This window comes from Kitasatospora griseola (assembly GCF_044999035.1).
Lineage (GTDB): Bacteria > Actinomycetota > Actinomycetes > Streptomycetales > Streptomycetaceae > Kitasatospora > Kitasatospora griseola.
The window spans coordinates 8,197,140-8,214,213 of the sequence record NZ_CP173360.1 but is presented as its reverse complement, the minus strand read 5'-3'; the positions used below and the strand labels follow the sequence as shown (position 1 = coordinate 8,214,213).

The window sequence follows — 17,074 nt, the reverse complement described above, 5'->3', positions numbered from 1 at the left end:
GCGGGCGGCGGGCGGCGGGCGGCGGGCGGCGGGCGGTCAGTGGTGCCAGGCCCGGCCGCCGGTGTTGTGGATGAACCGCTGCAGGACCTTCATCGTGGTCAGGTACTCCTCGTCGGAGATGTCCCGGTGCCGTTCGGCCCACAGTTCGTCCTGGCGGGCGGCGGCCTTGGTGAACAGCGCCCGGCCCTCGGGCGTCAGGGCGAGCAGGCCGTCGGCGGACTGGGTGACCCAGCCGCGCTCGACGGTCAGGTCGATCTCGGCCTCCATCGCCTCCGGCCCGGCGTCGAGGTAGCCGCTCAGCAGGTCGGAGATCTCGGTGCGGCTGCGCGGTTCGGTGGCGTGCGCGAGCTGGGCGAGCACCCACCACTGCGGCTGGTTGGTGCCGAGCTCGGCCAACGCCCCGCGGGTGCGGGTGACGACGGCCTTGTAGGCCGCCCAACTCCAGTACCCGATGGGCTGCTTGATCAGTTCGGCGTCGCTGTGCGTGTACTCCACGGCCGGGTCCTCCCCTGGTCTCAGGTCGATGCGGCCGAGCCTAGAAGTTCAAGTCCGCTTGAGGTCAAGCGCCGATCACGCCCTCCGCGCCCCGCCCGTTGACGCGGCCCCTAAACTGACTCTCCGTCAATTCCTTGCCAGCGGAGGGTCATCAGTGTCCGAGGACCTGCTCATCGCCAAGATCAGCCACGGTTTCGACCACCTCGACGCGGACGGCGACGGCCTGCTCACCGAACAGGACCACGTCCTGATGGGCCAGTCGGTGGCGCGCTCGCTGGGCCACCCGGCCGGGTCGCCGCAGGAGAAGCGGGTGGTGGACGCGTACCTGACGATCTGGCGCGAGGTGCACCTGCCCCAACTGCCCGACGGGGCACGGGCGATGAGACGCGCGCAGTTCCTGGAGTCGACCGCGGCGCTGGCCGACGATCCGGCGGTGGCCGAGGCGGCGCTCGGCGGGCTGGCCCGGGCGTTCCTGGCGGTGGCGGACGCGGACGGCAACGGGGTGGTGGACCAGGACGAGTTCTTCCTCTTCCAGCGCGGCCACTTCCCGCAGCTGCGGCGCGTCGACGCGGACACCGCGTTCGCGCACCTGGACCGGGACGGCGACGGCGCGCTGTCCCCGGAGGAGTTCGTCACCGCGATCGTCGAGTACTGGACCAGCAGCGATCCGCAGGCGCCGGGGAACTGGTGGACCGGCAGCCCGCAGGGCAATCCGGACCCGACCACGCTCTGATGGCACTGCGGTGAGCCGCCGTTGACCATTCCTCGGCCGGTTTGACCGGGCGGCGGGGCCCCGGGCAGCCTGGTGGACATGACAGATCTGGATCTTGCGGGGTGGGTGGCCCGGGTCGACGCCGAGACGGCCGGGGCCCCGGACGTCGAGCGGATCGCGTACGCGCACCGGCTGGCACGGGAGTTGACCGAGCTGGGCCACCGACTGGTGGAACACTGCCTCGCGACGGCGGGCCCGGCGGGGGCGGCCGGCGCCCGCTCCGAGGAGGCCCAGGCGGCGGAGGACGAGACGGACGCACTGCTGGACGAGGCCCGGCAGCGGGCGCGGCTGCTGGGCCACCGCGAGACCAACACCGGCCACCTGCTGCTGGCATTGACGGCGGCCGACGGCACGGCGCCCGCGGTGCTCGCGGGCCTGGGCGTGTCGCAGCAGGCGTGGGAGTCCGCGCTGGTGCAGGCCTGGGAGGACCACGCCTGGCCGTTGCCGCCGGTGCCGCGCGGCGAGTTCCCGCCGTTCGCGGCGGGCGCGGCGCGGGTCCACCAGCGCCTCGCCGACCCATCGGCCGGGGCGGGCCTGCTCACCGAGCGCCTGCTGCTGGCCGTCCTGGAGTCGGACGCCTCGGGACCGGGCCGTCTCGCCCTGCACACCCTGGGCCTCACCACCCGCCAGGTGCACCGCGAGCTGACCCGCCGCCTGTCCGCCGCCTGAGAACTCCGCACCTCCTCGCGACGCGCTCCCCGGCGTCCCGCCGCCGCTGCGGGTCTGCCGGGGCGTCGACGGGCAGACTGGGGTCATGACGGCTTCTCAGGGGCAGGGCCCGATCGAACACGGCGAGGCGCACAGCGGTGCGCTGGGCGACCGGTTGAACTGGCTGCGGGCAGCAGTGCTGGGCGCGAACGACGGCGTGGTGTCGACGGCAGGCCTGGTCGTGGGTGTGGCGGGTGCGAACGCCACCTCCACCGAACTGCTGACGGCGGGTCTGGCGGGCCTGCTGGCGGGCTCGCTGTCGATGGCGGCGGGCGAGTACGTGTCGGTGAGCACCCAGCGGGACGCCGAGCAGGCGGCGCTGGCCATGGAGCGGCGGGAGCTGCACCTGACGCCGGAGGCGGAGCTCGCCGAACTGGCCGGCCTGTACGAGGCGAAGGGCCTGGACCCGGAACTGGCGCACCAGGTCGCGGTGCAGCTCACCGCGCACGACGCGCTGGCCGCCCACGCGGAGACCGAACTCGGCATCGACCCCGAGGCGTTGACCGATCCCTGGCACGCCGCGTGGGCCTCCTTCGCCGCGTTCACGGTGGGTGCGCTGCTGCCGCTGCTGGCGATCGTCCTGCCGCCGCCCACCCATCGCGTGTGGATCACGGTGGTCGCGGTCCTGGCGGCCCTGGTGGTGACAGGCTGGGCGAGCGCCCGCCTCGGCGGCGCGGACCCGCGCCGGGCGGTGCTGCGCAACGTCCTGGGCGGCGGCATCGCGATGGGCGTGACCTACGCGGTCGGCACGATCCTCGGGGCGTCCACCGGCTGAGAAAGTGTTGGGTAATCGGGTGATCACTCGTTCTTGAGGTCGTCGGCGAGGCGGCGGGCTGCTTCGGTCTCGATGGGGCCGCGCGGTGCGATCTCCTCGCCGGCGAGGCGGGCGGCCATGAGACGGATCATGGCGACCTTGATCATCGCTTCGGCATGCGCGGTCTTGCGCTCGTAGTCCCGTGCCAACCGCCTGCACCGCCCCAGCCAGGAGAATGTCCGCTCGACCACCCACCTGCGGGGCAGCACCCGGAAGCCTTTCACATCCGCATTCCGCGGCACCGCGACGAGCTCCAGGCCTTCGCGTTCCGCCGCCCAACCGACCAGCCCGGCATCGACGACGTTCACGTAGCCGCCGTCGACCCAGACCAGCCCGACCTGCGGAAACAACTCCCGGACACCGGCCAGGACCAGCTTCGCACCCGCCCGGTCCTGCACCGAGGCCGCGTGCACGACCGCCCGCAGCACCAGCCCGCAGGTGTCCACCAGCAAGTGCCGCTTCCGGCCTCGCACCCGCTTGCCCGCGTCGTAGCCGATCGCCTCGCCGCCCTGGTGGCTGCGGGCCGACTGCGAATCCAGCACCGCCGCCGAGGGCTGCGGATCCCGGCCGTCCGCCACCCGGACCCGCTCGCGCAGCACGTCGTGAACCCGGTCCCACGTGCGGTCCGCCGTCCACGCACGAAACCACCGGTAGGCCACGTCCCACGGCGCGAGGTCGTGCGGCACCAGCCTCCACGCACAGCCGCTGACCAGCACGTACAACACGGTGTCCACCACCAGCCGACGCGGGAACTTCAGCGGACGACCGGCCCGGCGCGGATCCCGCTCCGGCAGCAGCGGCTCGATCACCGCCCACTGAGCATCCGTCAACGACGAGTTGTAGGACGGCTTGCACGCACAGACACACATGGCGGCGATCTTCGCGGACCGGCCGCCACGGAGATCACCACCACCGCATCACAACGCGCAGTTGATCAATTACCCAACACTTTCTGAGAGGCGAGCACAACCGGGGGCTGCACAACTGGGGGCTGCACCATCAGGGTCGCGTGGCGGTACCTCCCGAGGGATACCCTCCACGCGCCCCTGTTTCGCAGCGTCAGTAGCGCAGGTCCGCCGCGATCCGCCCCGCGTCCGAGAGGGTCCCGTCCGGGACGAAGCTGACCTTGGCGCCCGCGTCCAGCGCGCGTTCGATGACCTCGTCGACGATGTCCTCGCGGGCGCCGGGCTGGTCGGCCTCGGCGGGCACCAGGTGGTCGCCGTCGTCGCGGACGGTGGTGCGGAAGTTCTCCTCGACGACCAGCAGGGCGATCCGGCCCTCGCCGACGGTCTGCCAGACCTCGTCCAGGCCGGCCGCGAAGGCCTTGCGGCCGCGCGCCTTGTCGAGCTGCGCGAGCGCGTCGGAGATCTCCTGGTCCGCGTGGGCGCGGACGGCGGGTTCGACCACCTGGCGGACGGTCTCGGCGCCGCCCTGGGCGAGGCCGCCGTGCGGGAGCTGCGCGCTGGATTCCTTGGCCATCGGGCCGACGGCGTCCAGCAGGGCGAGCGCGGGCGCGTCGCCGACCACGTAGAGCGGGCGGGGGTCGGCGGCGAGCACCTTGCCGATCTCGGTGTCGGCCTGCCGGAGGAAGGTCTTGGTCTCCTCGTCGCGGAAGGTGCTGGGGGTGTCGCCGATCTGCTCCTGGCGTTCCGGGTCGGGGTTGTCGTACTCGCGGACCAGCGGGAAGCCGTACGCCTTCTCCTCGGTGACGCGTTCCTGGGTGCCGCCCCACAGCACCACCCGGTCGGCGGCGACGGCGAGCACCCAGTGCGGGCGTTCGGCGATCTGCGCGGCGACCAGGTTGCGGGTCAGGAAGGTGTCGGACAGGACCACCCGGGCGGGGGCGGTACGGCCGAGTGACCACACCTGGTGTTCGCCGGGCGCGGCGAGGATCGCCAGGCCGTCCTCGGCGTGCACCAGGTCGACCTCGGTGAGGGCCCGGTCGAGCTGCCCCAGGACGTCGATCCGGACGGCCCGGTCGACCGCGGGGTCGTTCTGGACCCGCTCCTTCGCCTCGGCCACCAGGTTGCGCAGCCGGACCGGGTCCTGCGCGTTGTCCGGCTCCCGCCGGTGCGTGGGCATCAGGATCGACACCGCCGGGTACGGGCGCGGCCGGCGCAGCTCGGCGAGGACGGCGGGGCTGAGGGCGGGGTACATGGAGACCCTTTCCGAAGGCGGTTCGGCCTTCTGTGCGTGGACGCGCGAAGCCTGATTCTGCTCCCGAATGTCCCAAATGTACCCATCTGCCCTCGGGCGCGTCGTACCGCGCGCCCGCCCGACACGCCGCGCTTGCCCCGGCCGTTGCCCGACCCGCCGCTACCCGACCTACCTGCCGCTACCCGACCTGCCGGGCGCGCCCCGCCGCCGGGCGTCGGGCTGTCCGACGGGCGATCCGCCGGGCGAGGCGGCGCGCGGCGAGGTGGGCCGCAACGGCGGCGAGTGCGCCGAGGGTGTAGCCGAGCAGGTCGGAGGCGTCGAAGGTGGTGCCGAGGGCGAGCCGGGCCAGCCGGCTGCGGGCGGCGAGCGACTCGGGGACGCCGGTGAGCTGGAACAGTTCGACGGCCCAGCCGGCGGCGAGCGCGGCGGCGCCGGCCGTCCACGGCCGCAGGCGCGGCGCGGCGGCCATCAGCAGCGTGTGCAGCAGCGCGGTGTAGAGCGCACCGCCGAGCAGCGCCCCGGCGGCGGCCGGCAGCAGGCCGGGGACGACCAGACCCGACCCGAGGACCGCCACGGCGGCCGACACCCAGCCGGCCCGGGCCTTCCACCCCTCCCGACGGTCCATCAGTTCACGGCTGTTCAACGATCGGTGCGGCGAGGACGGGTCAATGGTGCGCATCCGGACAGCCCATCACACGGGGCGCTCACGGGTACGGCCGGGGCAGGCCTTACCGTGGGGCGATGCGAACCATCGAGTTGACCTGTGCACCGGCGCTGGACCGGGCGGTACGGACGGTGTGGCGGCAGCTGGCCGACGGCGGGGTGGATTCGTTGGCGGACCTTCCGCATCCGGCGCACCGGCCGCACCTGACCTTGGCGGCGTGCGGCGCGATCGAGCCGGAGCGGCTCGCCGAGCTGGGTGAACTGCTGGCGGGCGCGCTGCCGTTGGAGGTGCGGTTCGCCGGTCTGCTGTCGTTCGCCGCGCGCAGCCGGCGACGGGTGCTGACCTGGGGCGTGGTGCCGAGCCCGGCGCTGGTGGAGCTGCACCGCGAGGTGTGGCGGCTGCTGGCGGCCGCACCGGATCCCGATCCGCGGTATCTGCCCGGCCGTTGGATGCCGCATCTGGGTCTGACCCGTCGCCTGGAGCCGGCCGCGCTCGCGCAGGCGCACGAACTGCTGGGCCGTCACCCCGACTTGACGGGAACCTTCGACGCGGCGCGGACGTTCGACTCGGAGACCCAGCTCACCGTCCCCCTGCCGTCGGGTTCCTGAGGCCGGTCCCGCCGGGGCCGGGAGCGCGCCGCCGCTCCCCCGTCGACCTCCCTGGCCTCCCCGGCGTACGCCCCTTGTCCTGGGGGAAGACGCTTCCCCTGGTGGGTCCGGGTTTGATTGACTTCCGGTCATGACCTCCCGTGTGTTCGAGACCGTGCCGCCCGACCCGATCGCCTACCTGGATCGACTGGCCGTCTCGGATCCGGGTCTGCACTACAAGGCGACGATGCTCACGGCGCTCGCCGCCGAGCGCGGTCACACGGTGGTGGACCTGGGGTGCGGCCCGGGCACGGATCTGGCGGCGCTGGCCGAGGCGGTCGGCGCGGAGGGCACCGTGTACGGGGTGGACCACGACCGGGAGGCGGCGGACGCGGCCACCGACCGGACGGCGCACCTGTTCCAGGTCGCGGTGCGGCTCGCCGACGTGCACGATCTGCCGATGGCGGACGCGAGTTGCGACCGGGCGCGGGCCGACCGGGTGCTGCAGCACGTCGCGGATCCGGCGCTCGCCCTGCGCGAGGCCCACCGGGTGCTGCGTCCCGGTGGCCTGCTGGTGCTGGGCGAGCCGGACTGGGGGACCTTGACGGTCGATCACCCGGAGCCGTCGCTGACGGCCGCGTACACCCGGTACGTCACCGACCATGCGGTGCGCAACGCCCGGATCGGCAGTCAACTGCCCCGGCTGGCGGCCGAGGCCGGTTTCGAGGTGGTCGACGTCCACCCGCTGACCCCGGTGTTCCGCGAGGTGGCCACCGCCGACCGGGTGCTCGGCCTGCAACGGGTCACCCGCCGCGCCGTCGCGGCCGGCTACCTGTCCGCTGCCGACGCCGACCGCTGGCTGGCGCATCTCGCCGCCGGCCCGTTCCTGGCCACCGTCACCTTCCACGTCGTCACCGCCCGGGCCTGACGGCCTCCGGTCCGCCGGCCCAAGCCCGAAGGCGCCCAAGCCCGAAGGCGCCCAAGCCCGAAGGCGCCCAAGCCCGAAGGCGCTCAGGCGCGGCCGAGGGCCCGGTCGACGGTGATCTCGATGACCACCCGCTCGGGGTTCTCGCGCGGCTGCCGGTAGCGCTCGGCGTAGCGGCGCTCGGCGTCGGCGACCGAGGCGGCGTCCTGGCGGATCACGGCGCGGCCTTCCAGGGTGGCCCACCGGGCCCGGTCGACCTGGCAGATGGCGACCCGCTGCCCGGCCTCGCCGGCGGCCAGCACGTTGCGGACCTTCCGGCTCTCCCGGCTGCTGATGACTCGCGCGATCCCGGTCCCGGGGTCGAAGGTCGCGCCGACGGGCACGACGTGCGGGCTGCCGTCGGGGCGCAGCGTGGTGAGCGTGCACAGGTGGTAGTCGCGCCAGAAGGCGAGGTACGCGGGGTCGAGGTTGTGGATGTCGTGTGCCATGTCGGCATGGTACGGCCGGGTGTTCGGCGGCCGGCGACGGACCCGCCCGGTGGGGGTGCGGGCCGGGCCGGGTAGCGTCACCGCTGGTGGGGGCGGTCCCTGTCGGGTGTGGCACGGTGGCGGAGGGAGTCCGGGGTGTCGGCGGTGGAGGTCGGAGAGGGCGGGCAACTTTCGTCGTTCGCACGGGAGTTCACGGTGGACGGATTCGCCGGGGAGGGTTCCGCGTTCCCGGGCCGGGAGCCGGCCGCGCAGTGGGCGGAGGTGGATCCGGCGCTGTCGGCGGAAGGCCCGAAGCGGCGCGGGAAGCTGCTGCGCGAGCGGGTGCCGCTGGAGTCGCACTCGCTGCTGGTTTCGTCGTCGGCGCGGCCGGAGGTGGTGGCGGCGGTGGAGTCGGCGAACGCGGGCCGCCTGCCGCAGCTGGTGCCGCTGCGGGTGGGGCGGATGGCGGCGTCGCCGTTCGCGTTCCTGCGCGGTTCGGCCGGCCTGATGGCTCACGATCTGGCGACCACGCCGGTGAGCGGTGTCACGGCGCAGCTGTGCGGGGATGCGCACGCGGCCAACTTCGGCCTGTACGGGGATGCCCGGGGCCGGTTGGCGTTGGACCTGAACGACTTCGACGAGACGGTGCCCGGCCCGTGGGAGTGGGACCTGAAGCGGCTGGTGGCGAGCCTGGTGCTGGCGGGCCGCCAGCTGGGCGCGGACGAACCCGCCTGCCGCCGGGCGGCCTTCGACGCGGCGGCGACGTACCGGCGGACGATGCGGCGGTTGGCGAAGCTGCCGGCGCTGGACGCGTGGAACGCCTGGGACGCCATCGCGGACCACCAGTTGGTGGAGTTCGCCGACGCGCACGAGCTGAGCGAGGTGCTGGCGGCGGTGTCGGCGAAGGCGCTGCGCAACACCGGCGCGAAGTTCGCGGCCCGCTCCACCGTCCGTACCGGGGACGGGGGTTGGCGGTTCACGCCGGCCCCGCCGATCCTGGCTGAACTAACGGACCGTCAGGCCGGGTTGATAGCGGACTCGCTGGCCTCGTACCGGCACACGGTGCCGGCGGAGCTGCATCCGCTGCTGGCCCGGTTCCGGGTGCAGGACGTGGCGTTCCGGGTGGTCGGCACGGGCAGTGTCGGCACCCGCTCGTACGTGGTGCTGCTGACGGACCGCCGGGGCGGGCCGCTGGTGCTCCAGGTGAAGGAGGCCCGCCCGTCGGTGCTGCTGCCGCACCTGGTGCGGGCCGGGTTCCCGGTGCCGGCGGAGGGCGGGCACGAGGGCCGCCGGGTGGTGCTCGGGCAGAAGCGCATGCAGGTGGTGTCCGATCCGCTGATGGGCTGGACCACCGTGGCCGGACTCCCCTACCAGGTACGCCAGTTCCGCAATCGCAAGGGCAGTGTGGATCCGGTCGCCCTGACGCCCGACCAGCTGGACGACTACGGCCGGCTGACCGGCGCCCTGCTGGCCCGGGCCCACGCCCACACCGCCGACGCGGCCCTGATCGCCGGCTACTGCGGCAAGGACGACCGCCTGGACGAGGCCCTGGCCGCGTTCGCCGTCGCCTACGCCGACCGCTCCGAGGCCGACCACGCGGCCCTGCTCGCCGCGATCCGCTCCGGCCGCCTCGCCGCCGAGCCGCCGGCCTGACGGAACAGGGCGGGCGGGGGCGGGCGTCGGGGCCGGGCACAATGGGCGTATGAAGGTACGAACGGTACAGGTCGCGGAACTGTCGGTGCTCCAGGAGATCGAGCGGGCCGCCGGCCGGTGGTTCCACCAGGTGGGGATGGCGGAGATCGCGGAGGACGAGCCGCTGTCGGTTGAGGAGTTGACGCGTTTCGTCGAGGCGGGGCAGGCCTGGGTGGCGGTGGACGACGAGGACCGTCCGGTCGCGTACCTGATCGCCGAGCGGGTCGACGACGCGTTGCACGTGGAGCAGGTGTCGGTGCATCCGGACGCGGCGCGCCGGGGTGTCGGGCGGGCGCTGCTGGAGCACGCGGCGGAGGTGGCGCGGGCTGAGGGGCTGCCCGCGCTGACGCTGACGACGTTCGCCGAGGTGCCGTGGAACGCGCCGTACTACGAGCGTTGCGGGTTCCGGCCGGTGCCGGAGGACCTGCTCGGGCCGGAGTTGCGCGAGGTGCGGGCGCGGGAGGCGGCGCACGGACTGGACCGCTGGCCGCGGCTGGCGATGCGCCGTACCCTCTGAGCCACCCCGGTGGCCCGCCCGGCCGCCGGTGGCTGGCACACCGTCCCGGGGCACGGGGCGGCCGGACGCGGGAGGGGACCGAGCATGGCCGTCGAGGGTCGAACGGCACGGCTGCTGGTGGACGACGGTGGTGGTTCCGCGCCGGAGTTGACGGTGGAGCCGTGGACGGACGCCTGCTGGATTCCTCCGGGCGGGGTGTTCGCGTTGGTCGCCCCCGCACCGGACGAGGACGGCCCGTGGGCGGGCCCGCTCCGCCCGCACGAACTGTTCTCGGTCGCTCGTCGGCCGGATTCGGTCACGGTGCGGCCGCACGGCGCCTGCCACCACCCGACCGACGGGGCGGGCGCGCCGGTCGACGCCGGCGACTGGGACTGCCCGGAGCGCCCGCCCGCCTGCTGAGCCCGGTCAGGCCCGCTCCGACGAACCTCCCGGCCGGGTAGATCCCCTGGCCAGGAGGCCTGTCGACACGTCATGATCGCCGCCATGACCACTTCCACCACCGCCACTCTGCTGCTCGCGCCGCGGATCAACGAGACCGGCCTGCAGCTGCGCACCGCCGCAGGCCGGCGCGGCCTGCGGGCGTTCACGGCGGCCTCCTGGCGGGCTCCGCAGGAGCTGAGCGGGCAGCAGGTCCACCTGTACGGCGGCCCGCTGTTCGCGGACGCGGTCGGCGGGGCGCTCGGGCTGGGCCTGCTGGAGCCGTCGGCCGACTGGCTGTCCGCGCTGCCCCGTGAACTGACGGGTCGCACCGTCGAGTTGACGACCCTCGCGGCGGCCCGCCGGCTGTCCGGGCCGGCCTTCGTGAAGGCCCCGGCGGACAAGCACTTCGCGGCCCGGGTCTACGACCGCGGCAGCGACCTGCCGGGCCCGGAACTGCTGGACGGCGACGTGCCGGTGCTGGTCAGCGAGGTGGTGCGATTCGCCGTCGAGTACCGGCTGTTCGTCCTGGACGGCGCGGTGCGGGCGGCGTCCCGCTACTCCCGTGACGGCGAACTGTCCGTCGGTGCACCGGAGTCGGGCGCTTCCGAGCTGTCGGGGTTCGCCGCCGAGGTACTGGCGGCCGCCGCCGAGTGCGCGCCGCTGCCGAGCGCGGCGGTGGTGGACGTCGGCCGCACGCCCGGCGGTTGGGCGGTGGTGGAGGCCAACGCGGCCTGGGCGAGCGGCGGTTACGCGTGCGACCCGGACGCGGTGCTGGACGTGGTGCTGCGGGCGGCCGGCCCGCTCGACCGACTCCCCGGCAGCGACCGGCCGTTCCTGCGCGAGCTGCCGCAGGTCGAGGACTGACGCGGCCCGAATCGGGGTGCGCCGGGCGGCCCGGCTGGGCGAGGATGATCGCCATGAGCTCCTCGCACCTCACCCACATCACCGAGCCGCCGGGTGTCGCCCCGGCCGCCAACTACACCCACGTGGTCGCCGCCACCGGCCGGCTGGTCCAGGTCTCCGGCCAGGTCGCCCTCGACGAGCAGGGCCGGGTGGTCGGCGACGGCGACCCGCGGGCGCAGGCCCGGCAGGTGTTCGCGAACCTGGACCGCTGCCTGACGGCGGCCGGTGCAGGCTTCGCGGACGTCGTCAAGCTGACCATTTTCGTCACCGACATCGCGTACCTTCCGGCGATCCGGGAAGCCCGCGAGGCGTACGTCGACCCGGCGCGGCTGCCGGCGAGTTCGGCGGTGCAGGTGGTGGCGCTGTTCCGGCCCGACCTGCTGATCGAGATCGAGGCGCTGGCCGTCGTCGCTCCCTGACGACCCCTCACCCTGTCGAACCAATTTCCGTTTCCTGCCCACCAGTTGGGATTCCAGGGGTGGCTGGTTTCCATGCTGCTGCGGGGCCGGTGCACCGCATACGGTCGGGAGTGGCTGCCGGTCGGCAGCCTGCAGCCACTCGCCAGGAGGACCGAATTGACCACCGCCGCGCACCCCGAGGCCCCCGACGCGCAGCCGCTGGTGCCCCTGCACTGCCTGCTGCACGCCGAGCCCGGCCCGCCGAGGCAGGCGGCGCTGCCGACCGGCACCCCGGTGTGGGTGCTGAGCCGGCACGCGGACGTCCGGCAGGCGCTGGCGCACCCCGGCTTCGGCCGGGCCACGCTGCACGCGCCGGACGCGCCGCCGCTGACGCTGACGCCGAACATCCTGGACGACCCGGCGTCGATGCTGAACAGCGACGGCCCCGACCACCAGCAGATCCGCCGCACCGTGCAACGCGCGTTCACGCCCCGCGCGATCGAACGCTGGCGACCCTGGGTGGACGGCGTGGTACGGGAGTTGGTCGACGAGCTGGCCGCCTCCGGCTCGCCCGCGGACGTGGTCGCCGCCCTCACCAAGCCGCTGCCGGTGCGGGTGATCAGCCGGCTGATGGAGCTGGAAGGGCTGGACATCGACCGGCTCGGCCACTGGAGCGACCACGCGCTGTCCACCACGGCGTACACCGCGGACGAGATCCGCACCGCCATCCGGGAGTTCAGCGAGTTCGGCTACCAGCTGGTGGTGGCCCGCCGCGAGAACCCCGGCGAGGACCTGGTGAGTTCGCTGGTGCAGGCCGCCGACCAGACCGGCGGGGTCACCGAGGAGCAGCTGACCTCGCTGACCATCGGCCTGGTGATCGCCGGCCACGAGACCACCATGACCAGCTTCGGCAACGCGCTGGTGTACCTGCTCGACCCGCAGCACGCGGACGCCTGGCGGCGGGTCGGCGAGGACCTGTCGGCGGCGACCGCGGCCACCGAGCAGATCCTGCGCACCGTCCCGCTCGGCGACCGCACCTCCGCGCCCGGGCTGCTGCGCCGGGCCGTCGCCGACGTGGAGATCGGCGGGGTGCTGATCCCCGAGGGCGCGATCATCGCCTGCGACGCCGGCTCCGCCAACCACGACCCGGCCGTCTACCCGCCGGGCCCGACCGACCTGTTCTCCCCCCTCGGCGTCCCGTCCCTGACCTTCGGCGCCGGCCCGCACCACTGCCTCGGTGCCTGGCTGGCCCGGATGGAACTCGAACTCGGCCTGCACCACCTGGCCCGCGTCCTCCCCGACCTGCGCCTGGCCGCCCCCGTCGAGGACATCGCCTGGCGCACCGGCCTGCTCACCCGCAGCCCCCTGCGTCTGGACGTGGCCTGGTGAGCCCCGACCCAGTCGTCGTCACGGTCGACCAGACCCGCTGCATCGGCAGCGGCCTCTGCGCCCGCACCGCCCCTGACGCCCTCGCCCTCGCCCCCAACGGCCGGGCCACCCCCGTCCACCCCACTGCCGCCCCTTCCCACACCCTCACCGAGGCCGCCGAGATGTGCCCCGTCGAGGCCATCGCCGTCCACCACGCCACCACCGGTGAACTCCTCGCCCCCATCTGGTGACCGCTTTCCGACACCGGCCCCGGGCGCTGTCCCCGGCGGCCGGTGTCGGTGCGCCGCCTGTCCGATCGGCTCGCCCCGCACGCGCCCGCTGCCCGGCGGACCCGCACCGGATCGGCCTCGCCGACCCGCAAGCCCCGGTTCGAGGTCCGCTCAGTCGAGGCGCAGGTGGCGGATCTTGACGGCGGCTCGGCGGAGGGTGGCACGCAGGGCGGTGTCGGTGTCGGGCGCGGGGTGCAGGCCGGCGAGGTGGGCGATGCGGTCGGCGGCCTGGGTGACGGTCAGTCGGTCGGTGTGCAGGTGGGTGGCGAAGGCGGGGTCCGCGAGGCGGCGCAGGCTGTCGTCGAGGCGGCCGACGGCGAAGCTCTCACCGCGTGCCGGCGCGGGCAGCCCGGCGAGGCGGCGAAGGTGGTGCACGGGTTCGCGTTCGGCGAGGCGGCGCAGCACCGTGGCGCGGTCGGCGAGCAGGGTGAAGTGCCGTACGTCGTAGCCGAGTTCGCGCAAGCGACCGACGGTCCCGGCGAAGTGGGCGGGCTCGGTGACGGTCATCGGGACGATCACCGGGCCGAGGTGGCGCCGGACGGCGAGGTCGAGCGTCTCGACGGCCCCGGCGCGCCGTGCGGCCAGGTCCTGGAAGTCGCCGCGGAGCGCGGGCGGCAGCATGCGGTGCAGGCCGAAGCCGAGTTGTTCGGGGTCGCAGACGGCGGCACCCGGCAGTCGGCGGGCCAGGTTGTGGGCGGTCTGCGTCTTGCCGCCGCCGAACGGCCCGTTGATCCACACCAGCACGGTCTTCGCCTCCGGTTGTCGTCCGAGGTCCCGCACGGCCCGCGGCCGAAAACCGTTTGGCGGAGCGGCGGGGCCACTGCTAGGTTTCCGAAGGCCGTGCGAGAGAACGTGGAGGTGGTACCCGTGAACGCAATATCGACGTGGGTGCTCCCCTCCGGGGTCACGGTCGGACGATAGGTCGTCCGGGAGCGCCGTTTCAACCGCACTCCCGAAAGGCACGACCGTGCACTTCACTTCCGAGCAGCGCCACGACGACGGCGTCCTCGAACGCGAATTCACCCTCGGCGAGATCCCCGGCATCCTGTGGATGCCCGCCGTGACGTCCGCACCGGCGCCGCTGATCCTGATCGGCCATCCCCCGCTCGGGCTGCGCCGGATGTACCCCCGGCTCGCGGCGCGGGCCCGCCACTACGCGGCCGAGTACGGCTTCGCCGCGGCCACCGTCGAACTCCCCGGCAGCGGTGAGCGGCCCCTCCTGCCCGCCGTCGAGCAGGCTCGCGCGAGCCTGCGCCGGGCGCTGGCCGCAGGCGAGCCGGTCGGCGACGAGATCGTCGACGCACTGGTGCTGCCGCTCGTCGAACAGGCCGTCCCGGAGTGGCAGGCCGCCCTGGACGCCTGTCTGTCGCTGCCCGAGGTCGGCGGCCCGGTCGGCTACGAGGGGGGTGTGATCTCCATCGGCATCCGGCTGGCGGTGGTCGAGCCGCGCATCGCGGCCGCCAACCTGTTCGCCGGGAGTTTCGTGCCCGGGGCGATGTTCGAGGAGGCCCGCCGGGTCACCGTCCCGTTGCAGGTCCTGCTGCAGTGGGACGACGAGGGCAACGACCGGCAGGCCGCCCTGAACCTGTTCGACGCCCTCGGCTCCGAGGAGAAGACCCTGCACGCCAACATGGGCGGGCACACCGGCGTCCCGCACTTCGAACTCGACGCCGGTGCGCGCTTCTTCGCCCGGCACCTGAAGTGATGCCGGTCCGTCAGTAGCCGGTGCCGGCCGGGCCGCCCCTCGTCGGGGGCCCGGCCGGCGCCCCGGACCGGCCGTCGCTCACACCGCGGGCTCGCGGCGCGCCCGTCGCCACGCGTCCTCGAATTCGTCCCGGCCGATCTCCAGCGCCGCGTACTGCGGGTCGTAGAGGTCGGACGGCGGGTTGAACAGCCAGTCCTCGACGGTCGTCCTGATCGCATCGCCGTCGGCGCGGAGCTCGATCTGGCGCACGCGCCGCCCGTCCGGCCCGAGCTCGTCCAGGTAGACCTCGCCGTCCTCGCCTTCCGGCGAGCGCAGATGGACCCGGTCCCGCCCCACCAGGGCGCCGAACCCGGGCTGCCCGCGCTGGGCGTCCCGCTTGGCGCGGAAGCTCGTCAGCGGATTCGGCTCCGGGTCGTCGAGGTGGATCTCCGCCACGCTCCACGTCTCGACGCGTTTCACGAGGTCCGGTTCCGTGACCACCTCGACCTCGGCGCACGCCTCGACGATCTCCTCGGCCGAGCCCGCCCACACCCACCACCACAGACCCCCCATGCCGTAGTCATGAAGGACCAGATGCCGCGTCTTCCCGCCCTCGTTCAGCCTGTTCACAGCCCGTGAGCCTACCTCGGCGACGCACCGGCCCGCCGAGGTGGGACGGCCTGCGGGAAGTCGAAGAACCCGTCCGGGTCGTAGGCCGCCTTGACGGCGACGAGCCGCGGGAGGTTGGCCCCGTAGTAGGCCCGGGCGTAGTCGTCGAGGTACGGGTCGGCGTAGTTGACGTACGCGCTGTCACCGGCCCACGGACGCATCGCGCGCCGCAGGCCCCGCAGCCAGCGGGCCGCCCGGTCCAGGGCGGCGGCCGGGGTACCGGGGTCGAACGTGCAGTGGTACTGCGCGGAGAACAACGCGTCGCGGTGGACGAACGCGGTGGCGTCGGGCGCCACCCGGCCGACGGCCCCGCGCAGGCTGTCCAGCAGGACGTAGCCCGGTCCGCCGTCCGCCGCGCGGCGGGCGACGGCGGCGACCAGCGCGTGGATGCCCGCGGCCGGCAGGTGGACCGGGAAGAAGTTGGACGCCGCGACGAACGGCGGCCGGTCGAGCACCGCGTCCGGTGTCCGGCCCGTCAGGTGGAGCTGCGAAACGGTGCCCTGACTGCCCGTCATCGACATGATCATCTCCCGGTACGAGATGACCTCGCTGCGCAGCTCGACCGGCTCGACCCCCACGGCGGCGACCAGGGTGTCGGCGACGTCCGGCCCGTCACCGAGGACGTACAGGCTCACCGCCACCGTGCACCCGCCGGTCGGCTCGGCGCTCAGCCCCAGACAGGACCACTCCTCGTCCGGGCGGGTCGGCGCCCAGCGCTGCCAGGCGTCCACCACCCGGGCCGCATCGCGCCAACTCCATTGCAGCGAAGCCCTGGTCACCTCGGTCGTGGGGTGCGTCCGGAAGGTGAACCCGGTGACCACCCCGAAGTTCCCGCCCCCACCACCGCGTAACGCCCAGAACAGCTCCGGCTCACGCTCCGCCGAACACTGCCTGATCCGGCCGTCCGCGGTCACCACCACGGCCGAGACCAGCCGGTCGCACGTCAACCCGTAGGCCCGGCACACCGATCCGAGCCCGCCGCCGAGCGTCAACCCGGCGATGCCGACGGTCGGACAGCTCCCCGCCGGAATGCTCAGGTTCTCGGCGAGCAGCGCGTCGTAGGCGTCGATGAGCAGCGCACCGCCGCCGATCGTCGCGGTCCCGGCCCCGGTGGCGACGGCGTTCATCCGCCCCAGGTCGAGGGTGATCCCCGGGCTGGTGGACCACCCGCCGTAGCTGTGGCTCCCGCTGCGGGCCGCCAACGGCAGCCCGTGCCGCCGGGCGAAGGCCAGCGTCTCCCGCACGTCCTCGACCCCCTGCGCGAACACCACCGCCCGCGGATGCACCTCGAACCGGGAGTTGTACGGCAGCCGGGCCACCCCGTACCCCTCCTCCCCCGGCCGGAGCAGAGTGCCGTCGAGCCCACGGGCCAGGCCGGACCAGTCGGTTGAGGTCGTACGCGTCTGATTCATCCTGCCGATTGTGAGGCCGCACCACCCGTGGTGACCAGGGGGCGGGTGGGACGGACGCCCTATGCTCGCGGGCATGCGGAGACCGTCGGCACCGGAACCGTTCCCGGACCCGGCAGTGCGCTTCGCCCACCG

21 protein-coding genes are annotated in these 17,074 nt (G+C 74.0%); 13 read left to right on the top strand and 8 right to left on the bottom strand.

Annotated features, from left to right (window positions below; translation table 11 throughout):
• Positions 1 to 36: 36 nt before the first annotated feature.
• On the bottom strand, positions 37 to 495 hold the full coding sequence (locus tag ACI1MP_RS36615) for a MarR family winged helix-turn-helix transcriptional regulator (protein WP_404870663.1): 459 nt from the start codon (positions 493 to 495) through the stop codon (positions 37 to 39).
• 154 nt (positions 496 to 649) lie between these two features.
• On the opposite strand from ACI1MP_RS36615, the gene ACI1MP_RS36610 reads away from it, so the two are divergent.
• The 3 genes from ACI1MP_RS36610 (at position 650) to ACI1MP_RS36600 (ending at position 2,750) form a co-directional block, all read left to right on the top strand.
• Entirely contained in the window at positions 650 to 1,228 is a 579-nt protein-coding gene (locus ACI1MP_RS36610; RefSeq protein ID WP_380337665.1) for an EF-hand domain-containing protein, read from the top strand.
• A 78-nt stretch (positions 1,229 to 1,306) separates the two neighbouring features.
• Positions 1,307 to 1,936 (top strand): Clp protease N-terminal domain-containing protein, encoded by a 630-nt coding sequence (locus ACI1MP_RS36605; protein ID WP_404870662.1) that lies wholly within the window; start codon positions 1,307 to 1,309, stop codon positions 1,934 to 1,936.
• A gap of 85 nt (positions 1,937 to 2,021) precedes the next feature.
• Positions 2,022 to 2,750 (top strand): VIT family protein, encoded by a 729-nt coding sequence (locus ACI1MP_RS36600; RefSeq protein WP_100588471.1) that lies wholly within the window; start codon positions 2,022 to 2,024, stop codon positions 2,748 to 2,750.
• Positions 2,751 to 2,773: 23 nt separating this feature from the next.
• Here the strand turns inward: ACI1MP_RS36600 and ACI1MP_RS36595 are convergent, their stop codons facing one another.
• The 3 genes from ACI1MP_RS36595 to ACI1MP_RS36585 all read right to left on the bottom strand — a co-directional run bounded on the left by ACI1MP_RS36595 (position 2,774) and on the right by ACI1MP_RS36585 (position 5,625).
• Complete coding sequence (locus ACI1MP_RS36595) at positions 2,774 to 3,658, bottom strand: IS5 family transposase (protein ID WP_404870661.1); 885 nt, start codon at positions 3,656 to 3,658, stop codon at positions 2,774 to 2,776.
• A gap of 190 nt (positions 3,659 to 3,848) precedes the next feature.
• Entirely contained in the window at positions 3,849 to 4,946 is a 1,098-nt protein-coding gene (locus ACI1MP_RS36590) for a chemotaxis protein (protein WP_189274038.1), read from the bottom strand.
• 178 nt (positions 4,947 to 5,124) lie between these two features.
• On the bottom strand, positions 5,125 to 5,625 hold the full coding sequence (locus ACI1MP_RS36585; RefSeq protein ID WP_404870660.1) for a DUF2809 domain-containing protein: 501 nt from the start codon (positions 5,623 to 5,625) through the stop codon (positions 5,125 to 5,127).
• Between the two features lie 62 nt (positions 5,626 to 5,687).
• Between ACI1MP_RS36585 and ACI1MP_RS36580 the strand changes: the two genes are divergently transcribed.
• Positions 5,688 to 6,218, top strand: coding sequence for a 2'-5' RNA ligase family protein (locus tag ACI1MP_RS36580; RefSeq protein WP_380337653.1), 531 nt, complete (start codon positions 5,688 to 5,690; stop codon positions 6,216 to 6,218).
• Positions 6,219 to 6,348: 130 nt separating this feature from the next.
• Positions 6,349 to 7,125 (top strand): methyltransferase domain-containing protein, encoded by a 777-nt coding sequence (locus tag ACI1MP_RS36575; RefSeq protein ID WP_380337650.1) that lies wholly within the window; start codon positions 6,349 to 6,351, stop codon positions 7,123 to 7,125.
• An 83-nt stretch (positions 7,126 to 7,208) separates the two neighbouring features.
• Here ACI1MP_RS36575 and ACI1MP_RS36570 read toward each other — a convergent pair whose 3' ends face one another.
• Positions 7,209 to 7,610, bottom strand: coding sequence for a pyridoxamine 5'-phosphate oxidase family protein (locus tag ACI1MP_RS36570; RefSeq protein WP_100588553.1), 402 nt, complete (start codon positions 7,608 to 7,610; stop codon positions 7,209 to 7,211).
• 195 nt (positions 7,611 to 7,805) lie between these two features.
• Here ACI1MP_RS36570 and ACI1MP_RS36565 point away from each other — a divergent pair, with 195 nt between their 5' ends.
• The 7 genes from ACI1MP_RS36565 to ACI1MP_RS36535 all read left to right on the top strand — a co-directional run bounded on the left by ACI1MP_RS36565 (position 7,806) and on the right by ACI1MP_RS36535 (position 13,138).
• On the top strand, positions 7,806 to 9,242 hold the full coding sequence (locus ACI1MP_RS36565) for a DUF2252 domain-containing protein (RefSeq protein WP_404870659.1): 1,437 nt from the start codon (positions 7,806 to 7,808) through the stop codon (positions 9,240 to 9,242).
• Positions 9,243 to 9,291: 49 nt separating this feature from the next.
• Positions 9,292 to 9,798 (top strand): GNAT family N-acetyltransferase, encoded by a 507-nt coding sequence (locus ACI1MP_RS36560; RefSeq protein ID WP_100588466.1) that lies wholly within the window; start codon positions 9,292 to 9,294, stop codon positions 9,796 to 9,798.
• Positions 9,799 to 9,882: 84 nt separating this feature from the next.
• Complete coding sequence (locus ACI1MP_RS36555; protein ID WP_404870658.1) at positions 9,883 to 10,197, top strand: hypothetical protein; 315 nt, start codon at positions 9,883 to 9,885, stop codon at positions 10,195 to 10,197.
• An 84-nt stretch (positions 10,198 to 10,281) separates the two neighbouring features.
• Positions 10,282 to 11,082 carry an ATP-grasp domain-containing protein gene (locus tag ACI1MP_RS36550; RefSeq protein ID WP_404870657.1) on the top strand — a complete coding sequence of 267 codons (801 nt, stop codon included), beginning with the start codon at positions 10,282 to 10,284 and terminating at the stop codon, positions 11,080 to 11,082.
• A 53-nt stretch (positions 11,083 to 11,135) separates the two neighbouring features.
• Positions 11,136 to 11,540: a RidA family protein gene (locus ACI1MP_RS36545; RefSeq protein WP_380337638.1), complete on the top strand. Its 405-nt coding sequence runs from the start codon at positions 11,136 to 11,138 to the stop codon at positions 11,538 to 11,540.
• Positions 11,541 to 11,696: 156 nt separating this feature from the next.
• Positions 11,697 to 12,908, top strand: a complete 1,212-nt coding sequence (locus ACI1MP_RS36540; RefSeq protein WP_404870656.1) for a cytochrome P450 — start codon at positions 11,697 to 11,699, stop codon at positions 12,906 to 12,908.
• Complete coding sequence (locus ACI1MP_RS36535; RefSeq protein ID WP_380337632.1) at positions 12,905 to 13,138, top strand: ferredoxin; 234 nt, start codon at positions 12,905 to 12,907, stop codon at positions 13,136 to 13,138. The genes ACI1MP_RS36540 and ACI1MP_RS36535 overlap by 4 nt, the downstream gene beginning before the upstream one ends.
• Before the next feature lie 150 nt (positions 13,139 to 13,288).
• Here the strand turns inward: ACI1MP_RS36535 and ACI1MP_RS36530 are convergent, their stop codons facing one another.
• Positions 13,289 to 13,921: an AAA family ATPase gene (locus tag ACI1MP_RS36530; RefSeq protein WP_404870655.1), complete on the bottom strand. Its 633-nt coding sequence runs from the start codon at positions 13,919 to 13,921 to the stop codon at positions 13,289 to 13,291.
• Positions 13,922 to 14,144: 223 nt separating this feature from the next.
• On the opposite strand from ACI1MP_RS36530, the gene ACI1MP_RS36525 reads away from it, so the two are divergent.
• Positions 14,145 to 14,882: an alpha/beta hydrolase gene (locus tag ACI1MP_RS36525; protein ID WP_404870654.1), complete on the top strand. Its 738-nt coding sequence runs from the start codon at positions 14,145 to 14,147 to the stop codon at positions 14,880 to 14,882.
• A 78-nt stretch (positions 14,883 to 14,960) separates the two neighbouring features.
• On the opposite strand, the gene ACI1MP_RS36520 is transcribed toward ACI1MP_RS36525, so the two are convergent.
• Positions 14,961 to 15,491, bottom strand: a complete 531-nt coding sequence (locus tag ACI1MP_RS36520) for a hypothetical protein (protein ID WP_380337626.1) — start codon at positions 15,489 to 15,491, stop codon at positions 14,961 to 14,963.
• Between the two features lie 11 nt (positions 15,492 to 15,502).
• Entirely contained in the window at positions 15,503 to 16,942 is a 1,440-nt protein-coding gene (locus ACI1MP_RS36515) for an FAD-binding oxidoreductase (RefSeq protein ID WP_404870653.1), read from the bottom strand.
• Positions 16,943 to 17,074: the final 132 nt, after the last annotated feature.